Raw genomic sequence first — 17,474 nt, 5'->3', positions numbered from 1 at the left:
AACCCGCGCATCGTGCCTTCTGAAAATCGATTCCGATTTTCGGGCCGATGCGTCTACGCCACAGCGAAGACGCCAAGCATGACCAGCAGGAAGATGATCAGCACGATGCCGATGAGAATGCGGGCGCCGGTGGCAGCGGCTCCGGCCAATGCCGGCATGCCGAGCAGGCTGGCCGCGGCCGCGATTATCAGAAGAATCACAATCCATTTGATCATGGGAAATCCCTCGCAGCCGACGGTTGTGGACCACCATCAACGCGTTTACGACGTCCCGGGTTCCCCCGGGGGCCTCTGGGGGGCCGGGTCGCCAGCCTAGAGCGCCGGCACGTCCCAGACTTCGCCGGGACGCAGGGCGCGAAAGCGTTCTTGCGGGACACCTTGATCGTTGAGGGCCTCGCCCAGCTTTCTTGCCGGCTCGTCGATCGGCTCGTTGGTGAGCCGGAACGTGCCCCAATGGCAGCCGGCGGCATAGGCGGCGTTGCACAACAGCATGCCTTGCACCGCCTCCTCCGGGTTCTGGTGGTGTGGCGCCATGAACCAGCGCGGCTCGTAGGCGCCGATCGGCAGGATGGCGAGGCGGAAGCCACCGTGCCTTGCGGCCATCAGCCGGTAGTTGATGCCATCGTGGAAACCGGTGTCGCCGGCGAAATAGACCTTTCCGCCCGGCGTCTCGACCACAAAACCCGCCCACAGCGCCATGCGCCGGTCGCGGGTGCCGCGCGCCGACCAGTGGTGCACCGGCTCGACATGGACGGCGACGTCCTTGCCGATCTCGACCCGCTCGCCCCAGTCATGCACGGAAAGCCGCATTCCGGGAACGCCATCGTCGATGATGGCGTCGTTGCCGAGCGGCGTCAGCACCAGCGGGTCATGCTTTGTCTTCAGCCGCTTCAGCGTGGCGAGGTCCAGATGGTCGTAGTGGTTATGGCTGACCAATACGAGATCGATCGGCGGCAGGCTGGAAAAGGCGATGCCGGGCGGATTGACCCGTTTCGGCCCGGCAAAGGGGAGCGGCGAGGCGCGCCGCGACCAGACCGGGTCGGTGAGGATGTTCAGGCCGGCTGTCTGGATGAGCAGCGTGGAATGGCCGACCATGGTCAGCCTCAGTTCAGAGCCGTCGATCCGTTTGGCCGGTGTCGCCTGATGAAACGGACTTGGATTCGCCGACGGCCATTTCGAGCGTTCGCCGCCCAGCTGCCACTTCAAAAGATCGGAAAAGCGGGCAGGCAACTTGCCGTTGGGATTGAAGAACAAGGTGCCGTCGAAATGATCGCTGGGCGGCCCGCTATAGTAGCGGTTGGCCGCCCTTTTCCTCGCAGCCAAGATTTCGCCTCCGGCAAGGTTCGGTTTCATCAGAGATAGGACCGAAGCGGGCTGGCGCAAGCATTTGGCGGCCGGACGCCAGGGGCAGGCCTGTCCTGGCAAACCGCTGCGCAGTCTCGCGTCAGACCCCCAGGACAGGTTTTCGGGCGGCACGCATTTGTGGCAAAGTTGCAACAGGTGCCGCCGCAAATGCTATTTTAACCATACAGGGTTGAAATTTTGCCACCTTCTCCGTCTTGGTAAGGGGGATATTGTGCGGACGGCAGCCCGGCCGGACCCGACGGAGGTTTGAAATGAATTTTTCGAAAACCGGTCTGCTGGCCGTATCGCTGGCCGCGCTCTTTGCGAGCGGCTGTTCAACGTCACGGTTCTCGCCGATGGACCAGCAGCCGGCGCCGCTGCAAGCCGCGCCCTCCGGCACGGTGACCGCAAACCAGCTGCCGCCGCCGGCGTCGCCTGGCACCGCCGACCCGTCGAAATTTCCGACGGCGCCGCAAGGCCCTCAGGTCGCCTCGCTGCCGCCGGACGGAACGGCTCCGGCCGGAGCCCCGGATCTTACCGCAAGCAGCGTCGCCGGCGTGTGGAAGGCCAGCGTGTCCGGCCAGAGCTGCCAGGTGGCGACGCCGCAAACCAAATTCGGCTCCGGCTATCGGGCTGGACCACTGCATTGCCCGGCGCCGATCGACGGCATCAAATCCTGGAACGTCGCCGGCAAGCAGTTGACGCTGTACGACGCGAATGGCGGCACGCTGGCACGGCTCTATTCCTCGGGCGGAGAGAAATTCGACGGCCAGACTTCCAACGGCCTGCCGATCTCGCTTACAAGAGGCTGACCCGCCCGCCCTTATTGTTTTTAGGCGATTCCGAAAACCGCTACACGCTTTCCCGGAATTGCTCTCTTTTGTTTTTACGCAATTCCGGACAGAAAACCGCTACACATATTGGAATTGCTCCGGAACGACGTGACCGATGCATCTGCGTGACGGCCTTCAGACCCATGCGACCGTCCGGCAGCGTTACGACCATTGGGTCGATACGGGCGTGATCGACCGCGATCCGGCGCAGGAGCGGGTCGTCGCGGCACTCGATCGGTTGATCGACGAGATTTCGGCAAAACGGCTGGCGCACAAATCGAGCGCGCTGGGCTGGCTGTTCGCTCGCAAGCGCGAGACGCGCGAGGCCGTCAAGGGCCTCTATATCCACGGCGGCGTCGGCCGTGGCAAGACCATGCTGATGGACATGTTCTTCGAGCTGGTGCCGGTCCGGCGCAAGCGCCGTGTGCATTTCAACGACTTCATGGCCGATGTGCAGGACCGCATCCAGAAGCACCGGCAGGCGCGTAAAGAGGGCGCCGTCAGGGAAGACGACCCGATCGCGCCGGTGGCCCGCGCGTTGGCCGAGGAAGCCTGGGTGCTGTGCTTCGACGAGTTTTCCGTCACCGACATCGCCGATGCCATGATCCTGTCGCGGCTGTTCTCGGCGCTGTTTGCCAACGGCGTCGTGCTGGTCGCCACGTCCAATGTCGCGCCGCAGGATCTCTACGGCGACGGCTTGAACCGCAAGCTTTTCCTTCCCTTCATCGGCATCCTGGAGCGGCATGCGCAGGTGATTGCCCTCGATGCCGACAAGGACTATCGGCTGGACAAGCTCAGCCGCCTGCCGGTCTATGTCACCCCTGCCGATGCCGCGGCCGATGCTGTCCTCGACGAGGCCTGGAAAGTGATGACGCATGGCAGGCCGACGCAGGCAGCGGCCCTGACGGTAAAGGGCCGGCAGGTCGTCGTGCCGCGCGCCGCCGGCGAAGCGGCGCGGTTTTCCTTTGCCGATCTCTGCGAAAACCCGCTCGGTGCCCGCGATTTCCTGGCGATTGCCAGCCGCTTCTCGACCGTCTTCATCGATCATGTGCCGGTGCTTGGCGAAGGCATGCGCAACGAGGCGAAGCGCTTCATCCTGCTGGTCGACACGCTCTACGACCATCATGTGCGGCTGGTGGTGAGCGCCGCCGCACCGCCAGCGGAGCTGTATACGGCTAGGCGCGGCAACGAGGTCTTCGAGTTCGAGCGCACCGCGTCGCGGCTGATCGAGATGCAGAGCCACGAATGGCTGGAAGACTGGGTGGAGAGGCAGAAGGCGCGGGTGGTGCCTGCGGAGGCGAGGCAGGTTCGGGCCTGAACCTCGTTTCGTAGAGTTCCGGCACACCCCCTCTGTCCTGCCGGACGTCTCCCCCTCAAGGGCCCCTCAAGGGCCCCTCAAGGGGGGAGATCAGATGTCGCCTCGACCTTCGCCAGTTTCCAGCGTTGTGGAAGAAGCCCGTCGTCAAAACCGCCGATCTCCCCCCATGTGGGGGAGATGTCCGGCAGGACAGAGGGGGCGCTGTCCCGCCGGCGTCTATAGTCGATACACATACATGACGAACGCCTCCGCCGGCCCGCGCGGCTCCTTGCGCGACTCATAAAGCGCCTGGGCCGCCACATTGTCCGGCTCGGTGCCGACCCAGGCCTCCTCGCAGCCATGCTCCCGGCCGAGCTCAAACATGGCGTCGAGCATCTTCGTCGCTATGGCCTGGCGCTGGAAGGCCGGCGCCACGCCGACTTCGTCGATGTAGAGTTCGCTCACCTTGTCCGGGTGGCGGTGGATGACGGCCGCGCATTGGCCGACGACTGTGCCATCGGCCAATGCCACGATCATGAAATGACCGGGTTCGCGGAGATACGCTGCCAACCGATCCAACCTGACGGGTTCATCGAACACATCTTCGGCGACCCGCATCACAAGGGCGTCATCGCCGGAAAACAGCCTTCTTATTCCATCTTCATTGCGTAGCTTTCCCAAGTCGGCTCAATCTCTTTTGACGTTTACGTAAATCCCAATCCATCTAACCGATTGAAAAATCTCACTCCAAAATAATCGTTTGAATATTTTATGCGCCGGGGCTATTGGGTGCGGCGAAATCTTCGCGGCTTCCCCGCAGCATTCCGGCCTCCTTCCTCGACGCCGTCATCCAATTCCTTAAGGGATTGGGCGCCGTCACAGTCTAAAGGGAAAACATCCTGACATGGCACGCAACAAGATAGCGCTCATCGGCTCGGGCATGATCGGCGGCACGCTCGCCCACATGATCGGCCTCAAGGATCTCGGCGACGTTGTGCTGTTCGATATCGCCGAGGGCATCCCGCAAGGCAAAGGGCTGGATATCGCGCAGTCGTCGCCGGTTGATGGGTTCGATTCCAGGCTGACCGGCGTCAACGATTATGCCGGCATCGAGGGTGCCGACGTCTGCATCGTCACCGCCGGCGTGCCGCGCAAGCCCGGCATGAGCCGCGACGACCTTCTCGGCATCAATCTGAAGGTCATGGAGCAGGTTGGCGCGGGTCTCAAGAAATACGCGCCGAAAGCCTTCGTCATCTGCATCACCAACCCGCTCGACGCCATGGTCTGGGCGCTGCAGAAGTTTTCCGGCCTGCCGAAGAGCCATGTCGTGGGCATGGCCGGCGTGCTCGACAGTTCGCGCTTTCGCTATTTCCTGGCCGAAGAATTCAAGGTGTCGGTCGAGGATGTCACCGCCTTCGTGCTCGGCGGCCATGGCGATTCCATGGTGCCGATGATCCGCTATTCGACGGTCGCCGGCATCCCGCTGCCCGACCTCATCAAGATGGGCTGGACCTCGAAGGAAAAGCTCGACCAGATCGTGCAGCGCACCCGCGACGGCGGCGCCGAGATCGTCGGCCTGCTCAAGACCGGCTCGGCCTTCTACGCACCGGCCGCCTCGGCGATCGCGATGGCCGAAGCCTATCTCAAGGACAAGAAGCGCGTGCTGCCCTGTGCTGCGCATCTCTCCGGCCAGTATGGTGTCAAGAACACCTATGTCGGCGTGCCGGTGGTGATCGGCTCCGGCGGTGTCGAGCGCGTCATCGAGATCGAGCTCGTTAAGGCCGAGCAGAAGATGTTCGACAATTCGGTGGCGGCGGTGCAGGGCCTGTGCGAGGCTTGCGTCAAGATCGCTCCGCAACTCGCCGCCAAATGATCCGAAGTGACCCGCCAGTAAAGTGATCTGGAGACAACGCGCATGAACATCCATGAATATCAGGGCAAGGCGCTGCTGAAGGGCTTTGGCGCACCGGTGGCCGAAGGCGTGCCGGTGTTTAGGGCAAGCGAGGCGGAAGCCGCCGCCAAGGCACTGCCCGGCCCGCTCTATGTGGTGAAAAGCCAGATCCATGCCGGCGGCCGCGGCAAGGGCAAGTTCAGGGAGCTTGGCCCCGACGCCAAGGGCGGCGTCAGGCTGGCGAAATCGGTGGCCGAGGTCGTCGCCAACGCCAAGGAAATGCTTGGCCACACGCTGGTCACCAAGCAGACCGGCCCGGCGGGCAAGCAGGTCAACCGCCTCTACATCGAGGACGGCGCCGACATCGAGCGCGAGCTCTATCTGTCGCTGCTGGTCGATCGCTCCGTCGGCCGCATCGCCTTCGTCGTTTCGACCGAGGGTGGCATGGATATCGAGGCGGTCGCCCACGACACGCCGGAAAAGATCATCACCGTCGCCATCGACCCGGAAAAAGGCATAACCGCGGATGATTTCAAAGAACTCAACGGCGCGCTGAAGCTCGACGGCGACGCCGCCAAGGACGGCGAGACGTTGTTCCCGATCCTCTACAAAGCCTTCGTCGAGAAGGACATGAGCCTGCTCGAAGTCAACCCGCTGATCGTCATGAAGGATGGCCGGTTGCGCGTGCTCGACGCAAAAGTGTCGTTCGACAACAACGCGCTGTTCCGCCATCCCGACGTGATGGAGCTGCGCGACATTACCGAAGAGGACGAGAAGGAGATCGAGGCGTCGAAATACGACCTCGCCTATGTCGCGCTCGACGGCAATATCGGCTGCATGGTCAACGGCGCCGGCCTCGCCATGGCGACGATGGATATCATCAAGCTCTACGGCGCCGAGCCCGCCAACTTCCTCGACGTCGGCGGCGGTGCGTCGAAGGAGAAGGTGACGGCGGCGTTCAAGATCATCACCAAGGACCCGGCGGTCAAAGGCATCCTGATCAATATCTTCGGCGGCATCATGAAGTGCGACATCATTGCCGAGGGCGTTATCGCGGCGGTCAAGGAAGTCGGCCTGCAAGTGCCGCTGGTGGTGCGGCTGGAAGGCACCAATGCCGAGCTCGGCAAGAAGATCATCAACGACAGCGGGCTCAACGTCGTCTCGGCCGATGACCTCGACGACGCGGCCAAGAAAATCGTGGCGGCGGTGAAGGGCTGATCTGGTGCCTCCGCACAAGATAAACCTGGTCGAGGCGGCGGATCAGAAGATCAAAAAGGTCTTCGATCCGCATATCGCCGGCGACGTCAACGACGCCCAGGTCAAGATCGCCAAGTTCGGCGATATCTTCGATTGGCACGCGCATGACAACGAGGACGAAGCGTTCCTGGTGCTGCGCGGCCGCATCGCCATCGATTTCCGCGACGGCACGGTGGAGCTTGGCAGCGGCGAGTTCATCGTCGTGCCGCGCGCCATTGAGCACCGGCCGCGCTCGCTGAGCGAACAGCCGGTGGTGCTGATGTTCGAGCCGGCGACGACGCTCAACACCGGCAACGCCAAGAGCGACCTCACAGTCGCCGATCTCAAGCGGCTTTAGGGAGCTTGTGCGGGGAAGAGAAATGAAGAACATCACTCTGGCGGTCGAAGACGAGGTTCTGGAGCAGGTCAAGCTGACGGCCGCTGAACAGGGCACGACCGTCGACGCCTTGGTGCGGGAGTTTTTCGCGACAGTGGCCGCGAAGCGCCATGCCAACGACGGGGCTCGGCAAGCCCTGCTTAGGCTTGCCTACGAGGCTTCAGGCGACATGGGCAGCAAGACTTGGAACCGGGCAGCTCTCCATGACCGCTGAGTGCCGCCTCGACACGAACATTCTCGTCTGTGCCGCCATCGGACACGATTCCAAGCGCGCGGAGTATGGCGCAATCATCGCCGCCGCCGAGCGCCTTGGCGTCAACACACTTTACACCGAAGACCTCAACCCCGGGCAGGCCTACGGCTCCGTGGTCGCCGTCAACCCCTTCCGCACTCACTGATCAGGTCGTAAAAAAATGTCCATTCTCGTCGACAAGAACACCAAGGTGCTCGTGCAGGGCCTGACCGGCAAGACCGGCACGTTCCATACCGAACAGGCGCTGGCCTATCACGGGACAAATATGGTCGGCGGCATCCACCCGAAGAAGGGTGGCGAGACGTGGACCGGCGCCGCGGGCGAGAGCTTGCCGATCTTTTCCACCGTCGCTGAAGGCAAGGCGAAGACCGGCGCCAATGCGTCAGTCGTCTATGTCCCGCCGGCGGGCGCCGCCGAGGCGATCCTGGAAGCGATCGAAGCCGAGATCCCGCTGATCATCTGTATCACCGAGGGCATCCCGGTGATCGACATGATCAAGGTCAAGGCGCGGCTCGACCGCTCGATGTCGAGGCTGATCGGTCCCAACTGCCCAGGCGTCCTGACCCCCGACGAATGCAAGATCGGCATCATGCCCGGCAACATCTTCCGCAAGGGCTCGGTCGGCGTTGTTTCCCGCTCGGGAACGCTTACCTATGAGGCAGTGTTCCAGACCACCAATGTCGGTCTCGGCCAGACCACCGCCGTCGGCATCGGTGGCGACCCCGTCAAAGGCACGGAGTTCATCGACGTGCTGGAGATGTTCCTCGCCGACGACGAGACACAGTCGATCATCATGATCGGCGAGATCGGCGGCTCGGCCGAGGAAGACGCCGCGCAGTTCCTCAAGGACGAAGCCAAGCGTGGCCGCAAGAAGCCGATGGCCGGTTTCATCGCCGGGCGCACGGCCCCGGCCGGCCGCACCATGGGTCACGCAGGCGCGGTGATTTCCGGCGGCAAGGGCGGCGCCGAGGACAAGATCGCGGCGATGGAATCGGCCGGAATAAAGGTTTCGCCGTCGCCGGCTCGGCTCGGCACCACGCTGGTCGAAGCGATAAAAGGTTAAGGCAGTAAGGGAGTAGGGCAGTATGGGAGTAGGGGAATAGGAAGAACGGGACGAACGATGGCAAGTGCCTGGTTCTCCCTACTGCCCTACTGCCCTACTGCCTTACTGCCTTACTCCCCTCCAAAACAGGAGACGGAGCCAGGCTCCGCGGAAAAAATGGCAAGACAAGATCAGGCCAACGACCAATTTTCGCTTACCTCTTTCCTCTATGGCGGCAATGCCGATTATATCGACGCGCTCTACGCCGCCTATGAGGACGATCCCGCTTCGGTCGATCCCGAATGGCAGGATTTTTTCGCGGCGCTGAAGGACGATGCCGGCGATGTCCGCAAGAATGCCAAGGGCGCCTCATGGGCCAAGCCCTCGTGGCCGCTGCAGGCCAATGGCGAACTGGTGTCGGCGCTCGACGGCGATTGGGGCATCGTCGAGAAGCACATCGAGAAGAAGGTCCAGAACAGGGCGGTGATGAACGGCGTCGCCCTGTCCGACGCCGACGTCCATCAGGCGACGCGCGATTCAGTGCGCGCCATCATGATGATCCGCGCCTACCGCATGCGTGGCCATTTGCACGCCAATCTCGACCCGCTCGGCATCGCCAAGCTCGAGGATTACAACGAGCTGTCGCCGGAAAACTACGGCTTCACATCAGCCGACTACGACCGCCCGATCTTCCTCGACAATGTGCTCGGGCTCGAATTCGGCACCATCCGGCAGATGCTCGACATCCTGACCCGCACCTATTGCTCGACGCTCGGCGTCGAGTTCATGCATATTTCCGATCCCGAGGAGAAGGCCTGGATCCAGGCGCGCATCGAGGGCACCGACAAGGAGATCTCCTTCACCGCCGTCGGCAAAAAGGCGATCCTGCAGAAGCTGGTCGAGGCGGAAGGCTTCGAGCAGTTCATCGACGTCAAGTACAAGGGCACCAAGCGCTTCGGCCTCGACGGCGCCGAGGCGCTGATCCCGGCGCTGGAGCAGATCGTCAAGCGCGGCGGCCAGCTCGGCATGAAGGAGATCGTGCTCGGCATGGCGCATCGCGGCCGGTTGAACGTGCTCTCCCAGGTGATGGCCAAGCCGCACCGCGCCATCTTCCACGAGTTCAAGGGCGGCTCGGCCGCGCCCGACGAGGTCGAGGGCTCGGGCGACGTGAAGTACCATCTCGGTGCTTCGTCGGACCGCGAGTTCGACGGCAACAAGGTGCACCTGTCGCTGACCGCCAATCCATCGCACCTGGAAATCGTCGATCCGGTGGTGATGGGCAAGGCGCGGGCCAAGCAGGACTCTCTGTTCGGCCGCAGCCGCGAAGAGATCGTGCCGCTGGAAGAGCGCGCCAAGGTGCTGCCGCTGCTCCTGCATGGTGACGCCGCCTTTGCCGGCCAAGGCGTGATTGCCGAAATCCTCGGCTTGTCCGGCTTGCGCGGCCACCGCGTCGCCGGCACGCTGCACTTCATCATCAACAACCAGATCGGCTTCACCACCAACCCGCGCTTTTCGCGCTCGTCGCCCTATCCGTCGGATGTCGCCAAGATGATCGAGGCGCCGATCTTCCACGTCAATGGCGACGATCCGGAAGCCGTGGTCCATGCCACCAAGGTGGCCATCGAATTCCGCATGAGGTTCCACAAGCCTGTCGTGGTCGACATGTTCTGCTACCGCCGCTTCGGCCACAATGAGGGCGACGAACCGGCCTTCACCCAGCCGATCATGTATCGCAACATCCGCAACCATAAGACGACGGTGCAGATCTATGCCGACCGGCTGATCGCCGAAGGCCACATCAGCCAGGCCGAATTCGACAAGCTGAAGGCCGACTGGCGGGCACATCTCGAGCAGGAATTCGAGGTCGGCCAGCACTATAAGCCCAACAAGGCCGACTGGCTGGATGGCGCCTGGTCGGGCCTGCGCACAGCCGACAACCAGGACGAACAGCGGCGCGGCAAGACCGCCGTGCCGGTCAAGACGCTGAAGGAAATCGGCAAGAAGCTGACCGAGGTGCCGAAGGATTTCGCGGCCCACAAGACGATCATGCGGTTTCTCGAAAACCGCCGCCAGGCGATCGAGTCGGGCGAAGGCATCGACTGGTCGACGGCCGAGGCGCTGGCCTTCGGCGCCATTCTGCTCGACGGCAATCCGGTCCGGCTGTCCGGGCAGGATTCGGAGCGCGGCACGTTCTCGCAACGCCACTCCGTGCTCTACGACCAGCGCGACGAGACACGCTACATCCCGCTCAACAATCTGTCGGCGGCGCAGGCCGGTTTCGAGGTCATCAACTCGATGCTGTCGGAAGAGGCCGTGCTCGGCTTCGAATATGGCTACAGCCTGGCCGAGCCGAAGGCGCTGACGCTTTGGGAAGCGCAGTTCGGCGATTTCGCCAACGGCGCCCAGGTGGTGTTCGACCAGTTCATCTCGTCGGGCGAGCGCAAGTGGCTCAGAATGTCGGGCCTCGTCTGCCTGTTGCCGCATGGCTATGAAGGCCAGGGGCCGGAACATTCGTCGGCCAGGCTCGAGCGATTCCTGCAGCTTTGCGCCGAAGACAACATGCAAGTGGCCTACTGCACGACGCCGGCCAACTACTTCCACATCCTGCGCCGGCAGTTGAAGCGGGATTTCCGCAAGCCGCTGATCCTGATGACGCCGAAGTCGCTGCTGCGCCACAAGCGGGCGGTGTCGACACTGCCGGAGATGTCGGGCGAAAGCGCGTTCCACCGGCTGTTGTGGGACGATGCCCAGCAACTCCCCGGCCAGGCGATCAAGCTCACCAAGGATTCGAAGATTCGCCGCGTCGTGCTCTGCTCGGGCAAGGTCTATTACGACCTCTACGAGGAGCGCGAGAAGCGCGGCATCAACGACATCTACCTGCTGCGCGTCGAACAGCTCTATCCGTTCCCGGCCAAGGCGCTGATCACCGAACTGTCACGCTTCCGCAACGCCGAGATGGTCTGGTGCCAGGAGGAGCCCAAGAATATGGGCGCCTGGTCGTTCATCGATCCGTATCTGGAATGGGTGCTGGCGCATATCGACGCCAAGCACCAGCGGGTGCGCTATACCGGCCGGCCGGCCGCCGCGTCGCCGGCGACCGGGTTGATGTCGAAGCATCTCGCCCAGCTTGCCGCCTTGCTCGAAGACGCGCTCGGTGAATAGAACAGAGTTCGGCGAATAGAACAGAACCGACAGAAGAACGGACAGGCACAATGGCTACCGAAATCCGCGTCCCCACTCTTGGCGAATCCGTCACCGAGGCGACCATCGGCAAATGGTTCAAGAAGGTGGGCGACGCGATCGCCACCGACGAGCCGCTGGTCGAGCTCGAAACCGACAAGGTCACGGTCGAAGTGCCGGCCGCGGCCGCAGGAACGCTCAGCGAGATCGCCGTCAAGGAAGGCGAGACGGTCGAAGTCGGTGCTTTGCTCGGCATGATTTCGGCGGGCAACGGGGCAAAGGCGGCAGCACCCGAAGCCGCGAAGCCGTCAACATCCGAAGCGAAGCAGGACGCGGTATCGCAGGCCTCGGCGCCGACCGCCGCAGCCACCGTCAAGCAAGCCGCGGCCGAGACCGCAAAGATCGCCGGCGATGCCGGGCCGATCGAGGCGCGCGCGATGCCGCCGGCGCCAGCGGCGGCGAAGCTGCTGGCCGAGAGCAATCTCGCGGTCGACCAGATCTCGGGTTCCGGCAAGCGCGGCCAGGTGCTCAAGGGCGACGTGCTCGACGCGATCGCCAGGGGCGCTCCGTCGCAGCCTTCCGAGACGCCGAAGGCCCCTGCACCGGTCGCCGCCCGTGCGCCGTCCTCGGCCGACGACGCGTCGCGTGAAGAGCGGGTGCGCATGACCAAGCTGCGGCAGACCATCGCCCGCCGCCTCAAGGAAGCGCAGTCGACCGCCGCCATGCTGACCACCTTCAACGAGGTGGACATGAGCGCGGTGATGGCGCTCAGGACCAAATACAAGGATGTGTTCGAGAAGAAGCACGGCGTGAAGCTGGGCTTCATGGGCTTCTTCACCAAGGCCGTCACCCATGCGCTGAAGGAAATCCCTTCCGTCAATGCCGAGATCGACGGCACCGACATCATCTTCAAGAATTACGCCCATATCGGCGTCGCAGTCGGCACCGAAAAAGGCCTCGTCGTGCCTGTCGTGCGCGATGCCGACCAGATGGGAATAGCCGAGATCGAGAAAGATATCGGCAGGCTGGGCATCGCCGCGCGTGATGGCAAGCTGTCGGTCGCCGACATGCAGGGCGGCACGTTTACGATTTCCAACGGCGGCGTTTACGGGTCGCTGATGTCGACGCCGATCCTCAACGCGCCGCAGTCGGGCATTCTGGGCATGCACAAGATCCAGGAGCGGCCGGTGGTGGTCGGCGGCCAGATCGTGATCCGGCCGATGATGTATCTGGCGCTCTCCTACGATCACCGCATCGTCGACGGCAAGGAAGCGGTGACCTTCCTGGTGCGGGTCAAGGAAAGCCTGGAGGATCCGGAACGGCTGGTGCTCGATCTCTAGGCCCGGTCGAGGTGAGCCGGAGAATGGATCTGCGCCACCGAATGAGTTCCTCTCGTTTGCACTCCGGAATGTTTTTCGCAGCTGTGCTCGCGGCCGGCATTGCGCAGGCGGGATCGGCAGCCTTTGCCGCATGCCCGCTCGAACTCGCCGTCTATGGCGATGCCGAAAGTGCGGCCGAGATCGATTTCAGGCCGACCGTGGGATCGGCTGTCGTCACCAACACCTTCAAGATGGTGCTCGATAACGATGTCGTTCTCGACGGGATCGTCATGTGGACGCAAGGCGTGGCGCGGCCGCATGGTTCGCTGATGTACAAATGCCCGACAGGCGACGTCACCGGCGACGAGCTCGCCGCCTGCACGCTGTGGGAGGGGGTCGTCTACAGTGCGGATGACAAGGGCAACATCGCTCTGTTGCCGGCCGAAGGGGTAGATGCTCCGAAGACCCTGATCTTTCCCGACCTCGGACCGTCGCTGCAGAGGTCGACCGCCTATGGCGCCAACGGGTTTTCAAAGGTGCCGTGGGATGTTTTTTCGTTGAGGGGCTGTCAGGAATGAGCGCGGCCAAAAAAGTGCTGCTGGTGACCGGCGGCGGCCGCGGCATCGGCGCTGCCACATCCAGGCTTGCCGTCACGGCTGGATACCGTGTTGCGATCAACTACGCATCGAATGAGGCTGCTGCCACGGCGCTTGTCGAGGCAATCGAACAGGCCGGCGGCGAAGCGCTGGCCATCAAGGGCGACGTTGGCAGCGAGGCCGATATCCAGGCGATGTTCGAGAGGATCGATCATGTCTTCGGGCCGCTCGATGCGCTCGTCAACAACGCTGGCGTGGTCGACCAGAGGGCGCGTGTCGACGAAATGAGCGGAGCACGGCTGGAGCGCATGATGCGCATCAACGTCATTGGCCCCATGCTCTGTGCCCGCGAAGCGGTGAAGCGCATGTCGACCAGCCATGGCGGCAACGGCGGCGCCATCGTCAATGTCTCCTCGATTGCAGCGAGAATTGGCGGGCCGGGCGAATATGTCGACTACGCTGCCTCGAAGGGCGCGATCGATTCTTTCACGATCGGCCTGGCGCGCGAGGTAGCCGGCGAAGGCATTCGCGTCAACGCGGTCAGTCCAGGGATTGTCGATACCGAAATTCATGCCTCCGGCGGACAGCCGGATCGCGTCGAGAGGATGCGTCACGGCGTGCCGATGCAAAGGGCGGGGACCACCGAAGAGGTCGCCGCGGCAATTCTCTGGCTCCTGTCGGACGGGGCGTCCTATACGACAGGCGCGAATTTGGAAGTGGGCGGCGGCCGCTAATCCCAGCCAAGGCTGAGTGCAGACCAGAAGGACAAATCATGGCTTATGACGTCGTTATCATCGGATCGGGACCAGGCGGCTATGTCTGCGCCATCAAGGCGGCGCAGCTCGGCCTGAAAACGGCGGTGGTCGAGAAGAACCCGACCTTCGGCGGCACCTGCCTCAATATCGGCTGCATCCCGTCCAAGGCGCTGCTGCATGCCTCCGAGATTTTTTCTGAGGCCGGCCACTCCTTTGATACACTCGGCGTCGAAATCAGCAAGCCGAAGCTCAATCTGGAAAAGATGATGGCGCACAAGGACGCGACAGTGGCGTCCAACGTCAACGGCGTCGCCTTCCTGTTCAAGAAGAACAAGATCGACAGCTTTCGCGGCACCGGCAAGGTCCTGTCCGCCGGAAAAGTGTCGGTGACCGGCGAGGACGGCAAGGTCGAGGAGATCGAGACCGGGAACATCGTCATCGCCACCGGCTCCGACGTCGCCGGCATTCCGGGGGTAAAGGTCGACATCGACGAGAAGGTAATCATGTCGTCGACCGGCGCGTTGTCGCTGGGCAAGGTGCCGGGCCACCTGGTGGTGGTCGGCGGCGGCGTCATCGGGCTGGAGCTCGGCTCGGTATGGGCGCGGCTCGGCGCCAAGGTGACCGTCGTTGAGTTCCTCGACACCATTCTCGGCGGCATGGACGGCGAGGTCGCCAAACAGTTCCAGCGCATGCTGTCCAAGCAAGGCATCGAATTCAGGCTCGGCGCCAAGGTGACCGGTGTCGCCAAGGCCACAAAGGGCGCCACCGTCACCTTCGAGCCGGTCAAGGGCGGCGCGGCCGAGACGGTTGAGGCGGATGGGGTGCTGATCGCGACCGGACGCCGGGCCTATTCGGACAGTCTCGGGCTGAAGGATGCCGGGGTCGAGGTCGACGAGCGCGGCCGAGTCAAGACCGACGGCCATCTCACGACCAATGTCCCCGGCATCTACGCCATCGGCGACGTCATCGCCGGGCCGATGCTCGCCCACAAGGCCGAGGACGAGGGCGTGGCGGTGGCCGAGATCATTGCCGGCCAGGCCGGCCATGTGAATTACGGGGTGATCCCGAACGTCGTCTACACCAGTCCGGAAATCGCCTCGGTGGGCAAAACAGAGGAAGAGCTGAAGTCGGCCGGCATCGACTACAAGGCCGGCAAGTTTCCGTTCAGCGCCAATGGCCGGGCGCGCGCCATGCTGCATACCGACGGCTTCGTGAAGATCCTGGCGGACAAGCAGAGCGACCGCGTGCTCGGCGTCCACATCGTCGGCTTCGGCGCCGGCGAGATGATCCACGAGGCGGCGGTGCTGATGGAGTTCGGCGGCTCGTCGGAAGATCTTGCCCGCACCTGCCACGCCCATCCGACGATGTCGGAAGCGGTGAAGGAAGCGGCACTGGCGACCTTCTTTAAGCCGATCCACATGTAGGCCTTCCCAAGGAACTCCGGCAGCCATCTGACGGCTCAAACAAAAACGGCCCGCTTTTCAGCGGGCCGTTCGTATTTGAAGTCAGCAGCCGATCACTGCGGGGCTGGTGCGGGCGCCGGAGCAGGTGCTGGCTCTGCGGGTGCCGGAGCCGGAGCCGGCTCCGGAGCAGGCGCTGGTTCTGCTGGCGCCGGAGCGGGCGCTGGTTCTGCCGGCGCCGGGGCAGGTGCAGGCTCTGCAGGGGCCGGGGCAGGCGTCGGTTCAGCGGGCGCTGGCGCCGGGGCCGGCGTGGTTGCAGCTGGCGGTTCACCAGGCTCTGGCGCCTCACCGCTTGTTCCAAAAATATAATAAGCGACAATGGCCAGGATAACGACGACCAGGGCAATCAGCCAGCCGGTGCTGCCGCCACCCGACTTGGGAGGGGGGGTCGGAGTGGTGTACGGGTCGTTTGGATTCGCCATAAAAGTGTCCTCCGTGGATGAAAAGTATCAATCAACACACATCAACGCGCAATCGTTGAACAGGTTTCACGCTAGGAATCGAAAACGCCGACGACGGGGCATACTTCGCCGAGAATCGTTTGTCTGCAAGCACTTTACTCGCAAAACTCACCGTGATCGAGCCAAATTAGACCTTTCGACCGTCCTGCACGGAGACAAACCTCCGGCGACTCGGGCAAAGCGTCGTCCCGAATCACGCCTTGCCGGACCCGCAACTCAACCGTGCAACTAGTCGACGGCGGTGACAGTGTAGCCGGCCCTGCGGAAATCCTCGACCAGGCCCTCTGAGCCAGGCAGGTGCAGGGCGCCGACCGCCATGAACACGTTGCCCTTGGCGAGGATCGGCTTGGCATGGTCGATCATCACCTTGTTGCGGCTGGTGATCATGATTTCCTCGAAGGCGGCATAGCTTGCCGAATCGTCTTCGCCGCCGGGAAGGACTGCACGAAACAGCGGCCAGAGCATGCCGGTGTCGCCGCGCTGGTAAAGCACGATCATGGTTTCATTGACGTCGTTCACCCTGTCGCCGAGCTTCAGCGTGTCGACGAGGCCCTTCATGTGAAACGCAAGCGGCAGCGAGGCCATGGCGCGAAGCTGGTCGGCGACCGTCTCCAACCCATCGACCGCCTTGCCTGAGGCTTTGGCGTCCTCTGCAAGCTTGATGTCGAGCACCGGCGTGCCGCCGGCCTGGCGGGCCAGTTCACAGGCCGGGAGCGCGACCATGGTCGACAGCATCCAAGGCTTCATCTTGGCAACGCTCGCCGGTGGAATGCCGCGCGCGTCGAGCGCCTTGTTCACCGCCGCCGCATCCTCCGGCGACAGCAGCGAGGACAGCGTGGTGCTGTCGGTGAACATCATCAGTTCGGGCTCTTTCAGGAACGCCGCCATCATCTTCTGCTTGTCGACCACTTCCGTGGTCTCGATGACGACAGTGTCGGCGGCGTCAAAGGCCTTTTGCGCGGCGGGCGGCAGCGTGGTCACGCGCGGGTCGGTCATGTGCATGGTGCCGAACAGGAAGGACGGTCTTTCGCCCGCCTTTTCCAGTTTCCACAACAGGCCCTTGCCGTTCGGTGTCGCTGCCGCTTCCGTCTCGATCTTGCGGTAGGCGGCCGGGTCGTCCTTCTGTAAGGCCGACAGCATGTCGGCGCCGGCGCAGACCTGGGTTTCAGCCCTTGGGGTTTCAGCGCGCGCCTTGCCGGCGGCGAGCAGCGCGACGACGAGGAAAGTGAGGAAGAACAGGACGTTCAGCGCGACGAGCAGCTTTAGCGAAGCAAAGGCCGTGCGGTCGGCGATGGCAAGGACGCGTTTCATGGCTCGCTTTTAGAGACAAAGAACGGCGAAACGGTTAACCGGCGCGGCAAAATTGTCTCGGACATCGTTCCACGGCGCATATCCTGGCTGCAACTTTGCG

18 protein-coding genes are annotated in these 17,474 nt (G+C 63.2%); 14 read left to right on the top strand and 4 right to left on the bottom strand.

Going from position 1 to position 17,474, the window contains the following annotated elements:
* Nucleotides 1-53: 53 nt before the first annotated feature.
* Nucleotides 54-215, bottom strand: coding sequence for a DUF1328 family protein (locus tag AC0L2K_RS00935; protein ID WP_128175373.1), 162 nt, complete (start codon nt 213-215; stop codon nt 54-56).
* 96 nt (nt 216-311) lie between these two features.
* Entirely contained in the window at nt 312-1,322 is a 1,011-nt protein-coding gene (locus tag AC0L2K_RS00930) for an MBL fold metallo-hydrolase (protein WP_128175375.1), read from the bottom strand.
* Nucleotides 1,323-1,615: 293 nt separating this feature from the next.
* On the opposite strand from AC0L2K_RS00930, the gene AC0L2K_RS00925 reads away from it, so the two are divergent.
* Nucleotides 1,616-2,155: a protease inhibitor Inh/omp19 family protein gene (locus tag AC0L2K_RS00925; protein WP_128170462.1), complete on the top strand. Its 540-nt coding sequence runs from the start codon at nt 1,616-1,618 to the stop codon at nt 2,153-2,155.
* 136 nt (nt 2,156-2,291) lie between these two features.
* The gene (gene zapE / locus AC0L2K_RS00920; RefSeq protein WP_287259447.1) at nt 2,292-3,494 is read left to right on the top strand and encodes a cell division protein ZapE; all 1,203 of its coding nucleotides are present in this window, start codon (nt 2,292-2,294) and stop codon (nt 3,492-3,494) included.
* A gap of 216 nt (nt 3,495-3,710) precedes the next feature.
* On the opposite strand, the gene AC0L2K_RS00915 is transcribed toward zapE, so the two are convergent.
* On the bottom strand, nt 3,711-4,154 hold the full coding sequence (locus tag AC0L2K_RS00915) for a GNAT family N-acetyltransferase (protein ID WP_473530355.1): 444 nt from the start codon (nt 4,152-4,154) through the stop codon (nt 3,711-3,713).
* A gap of 223 nt (nt 4,155-4,377) precedes the next feature.
* On the opposite strand from AC0L2K_RS00915, the gene mdh reads away from it, so the two are divergent.
* From mdh to AC0L2K_RS00855, 12 genes are all read left to right on the top strand, one after another.
* Complete coding sequence (mdh, locus tag AC0L2K_RS00910) at nt 4,378-5,346, top strand: malate dehydrogenase (RefSeq protein ID WP_287259444.1); 969 nt, start codon at nt 4,378-4,380, stop codon at nt 5,344-5,346.
* A gap of 42 nt (nt 5,347-5,388) precedes the next feature.
* Entirely contained in the window at nt 5,389-6,582 is a 1,194-nt protein-coding gene (gene sucC, locus AC0L2K_RS00905; RefSeq protein WP_473530354.1) for an ADP-forming succinate--CoA ligase subunit beta, read from the top strand.
* Nucleotides 6,583-6,586: 4 nt separating this feature from the next.
* Nucleotides 6,587-6,958 (top strand): cupin domain-containing protein, encoded by a 372-nt coding sequence (locus tag AC0L2K_RS00900; RefSeq protein ID WP_091592200.1) that lies wholly within the window; start codon nt 6,587-6,589, stop codon nt 6,956-6,958.
* Nucleotides 6,959-6,980: 22 nt separating this feature from the next.
* Nucleotides 6,981-7,211: a hypothetical protein gene (locus AC0L2K_RS00895; RefSeq protein WP_023803364.1), complete on the top strand. Its 231-nt coding sequence runs from the start codon at nt 6,981-6,983 to the stop codon at nt 7,209-7,211.
* Complete coding sequence (locus tag AC0L2K_RS00890; protein WP_128170457.1) at nt 7,201-7,395, top strand: PIN domain-containing protein; 195 nt, start codon at nt 7,201-7,203, stop codon at nt 7,393-7,395. Before AC0L2K_RS00895 ends, AC0L2K_RS00890 begins: the two co-directional genes overlap by 11 nt.
* 15 nt (nt 7,396-7,410) lie before the next feature.
* Nucleotides 7,411-8,313 carry a succinate--CoA ligase subunit alpha gene (sucD, locus tag AC0L2K_RS00885; protein ID WP_128170456.1) on the top strand — a complete coding sequence of 301 codons (903 nt, stop codon included), beginning with the start codon at nt 7,411-7,413 and terminating at the stop codon, nt 8,311-8,313.
* A 156-nt stretch (nt 8,314-8,469) separates the two neighbouring features.
* Nucleotides 8,470-11,454 carry a 2-oxoglutarate dehydrogenase E1 component gene (locus AC0L2K_RS00880; RefSeq protein ID WP_128170455.1) on the top strand — a complete coding sequence of 995 codons (2,985 nt, stop codon included), beginning with the start codon at nt 8,470-8,472 and terminating at the stop codon, nt 11,452-11,454.
* Between the two features lie 50 nt (nt 11,455-11,504).
* Nucleotides 11,505-12,812, top strand: coding sequence for a 2-oxoglutarate dehydrogenase complex dihydrolipoyllysine-residue succinyltransferase (gene odhB / locus AC0L2K_RS00875; RefSeq protein ID WP_128170454.1), 1,308 nt, complete (start codon nt 11,505-11,507; stop codon nt 12,810-12,812).
* A gap of 68 nt (nt 12,813-12,880) precedes the next feature.
* Nucleotides 12,881-13,369 carry a hypothetical protein gene (locus AC0L2K_RS00870; protein WP_287259436.1) on the top strand — a complete coding sequence of 163 codons (489 nt, stop codon included), beginning with the start codon at nt 12,881-12,883 and terminating at the stop codon, nt 13,367-13,369.
* Nucleotides 13,366-14,121, top strand: coding sequence for an SDR family oxidoreductase (locus AC0L2K_RS00865; protein WP_128170452.1), 756 nt, complete (start codon nt 13,366-13,368; stop codon nt 14,119-14,121). The genes AC0L2K_RS00870 and AC0L2K_RS00865 overlap by 4 nt, the downstream gene beginning before the upstream one ends.
* Before the next feature lie 38 nt (nt 14,122-14,159).
* On the top strand, nt 14,160-15,566 hold the full coding sequence (gene lpdA / locus AC0L2K_RS00860) for a dihydrolipoyl dehydrogenase (protein WP_023803371.1): 1,407 nt from the start codon (nt 14,160-14,162) through the stop codon (nt 15,564-15,566).
* A gap of 124 nt (nt 15,567-15,690) precedes the next feature.
* Nucleotides 15,691-15,933, top strand: a complete 243-nt coding sequence (locus AC0L2K_RS00855; protein WP_287343411.1) for a hypothetical protein — start codon at nt 15,691-15,693, stop codon at nt 15,931-15,933.
* Nucleotides 15,934-16,291: 358 nt separating this feature from the next.
* On the opposite strand, the gene AC0L2K_RS00850 is transcribed toward AC0L2K_RS00855, so the two are convergent.
* Entirely contained in the window at nt 16,292-17,374 is a 1,083-nt protein-coding gene (locus tag AC0L2K_RS00850; protein ID WP_473530353.1) for a TraB/GumN family protein, read from the bottom strand.
* Nucleotides 17,375-17,474 lie beyond the last annotated feature (100 nt).

The sequence above is a fragment of the Mesorhizobium sp. WSM4817 genome (assembly GCF_055811135.1).
Note: the sequence above shows the minus strand (reverse complement) of the source record. Positions and strands in the feature narration are given on the sequence as shown.

What these genes read in the sequence shown, in the direction of transcription:
- zapE (WP_287259447.1), top strand. Translation starts at nt 2,292, where the DNA reads ATGCATCTGCGTGACGGCCTTCAGACCCATGCGACCGTCCGGCAGCGT.
- AC0L2K_RS00890 (WP_128170457.1), top strand. Translation starts at nt 7,201, where the DNA reads ATGACCGCTGAGTGCCGCCTCGACACGAACATTCTCGTCTGTGCCGCC.
- odhB (WP_128170454.1), top strand. Translation starts at nt 11,505, where the DNA reads ATGGCTACCGAAATCCGCGTCCCCACTCTTGGCGAATCCGTCACCGAG.
- sucD (WP_128170456.1), top strand. Translation starts at nt 7,411, where the DNA reads ATGTCCATTCTCGTCGACAAGAACACCAAGGTGCTCGTGCAGGGCCTG.
- AC0L2K_RS00850 (WP_473530353.1), bottom strand. Translation starts at nt 17,374, where the DNA reads ATGAAACGCGTCCTTGCCATCGCCGACCGCACGGCCTTTGCTTCGCTA.
- mdh (WP_287259444.1), top strand. Translation starts at nt 4,378, where the DNA reads ATGGCACGCAACAAGATAGCGCTCATCGGCTCGGGCATGATCGGCGGC.
- AC0L2K_RS00935 (WP_128175373.1), bottom strand. Translation starts at nt 215, where the DNA reads ATGATCAAATGGATTGTGATTCTTCTGATAATCGCGGCCGCGGCCAGC.
- AC0L2K_RS00880 (WP_128170455.1), top strand. Translation starts at nt 8,470, where the DNA reads ATGGCAAGACAAGATCAGGCCAACGACCAATTTTCGCTTACCTCTTTC.
- AC0L2K_RS00925 (WP_128170462.1), top strand. Translation starts at nt 1,616, where the DNA reads ATGAATTTTTCGAAAACCGGTCTGCTGGCCGTATCGCTGGCCGCGCTC.
- AC0L2K_RS00870 (WP_287259436.1), top strand. Translation starts at nt 12,881, where the DNA reads ATGTTTTTCGCAGCTGTGCTCGCGGCCGGCATTGCGCAGGCGGGATCG.
- AC0L2K_RS00895 (WP_023803364.1), top strand. Translation starts at nt 6,981, where the DNA reads ATGAAGAACATCACTCTGGCGGTCGAAGACGAGGTTCTGGAGCAGGTC.
- sucC (WP_473530354.1), top strand. Translation starts at nt 5,389, where the DNA reads ATGAACATCCATGAATATCAGGGCAAGGCGCTGCTGAAGGGCTTTGGC.
- AC0L2K_RS00865 (WP_128170452.1), top strand. Translation starts at nt 13,366, where the DNA reads ATGAGCGCGGCCAAAAAAGTGCTGCTGGTGACCGGCGGCGGCCGCGGC.
- lpdA (WP_023803371.1), top strand. Translation starts at nt 14,160, where the DNA reads ATGGCTTATGACGTCGTTATCATCGGATCGGGACCAGGCGGCTATGTC.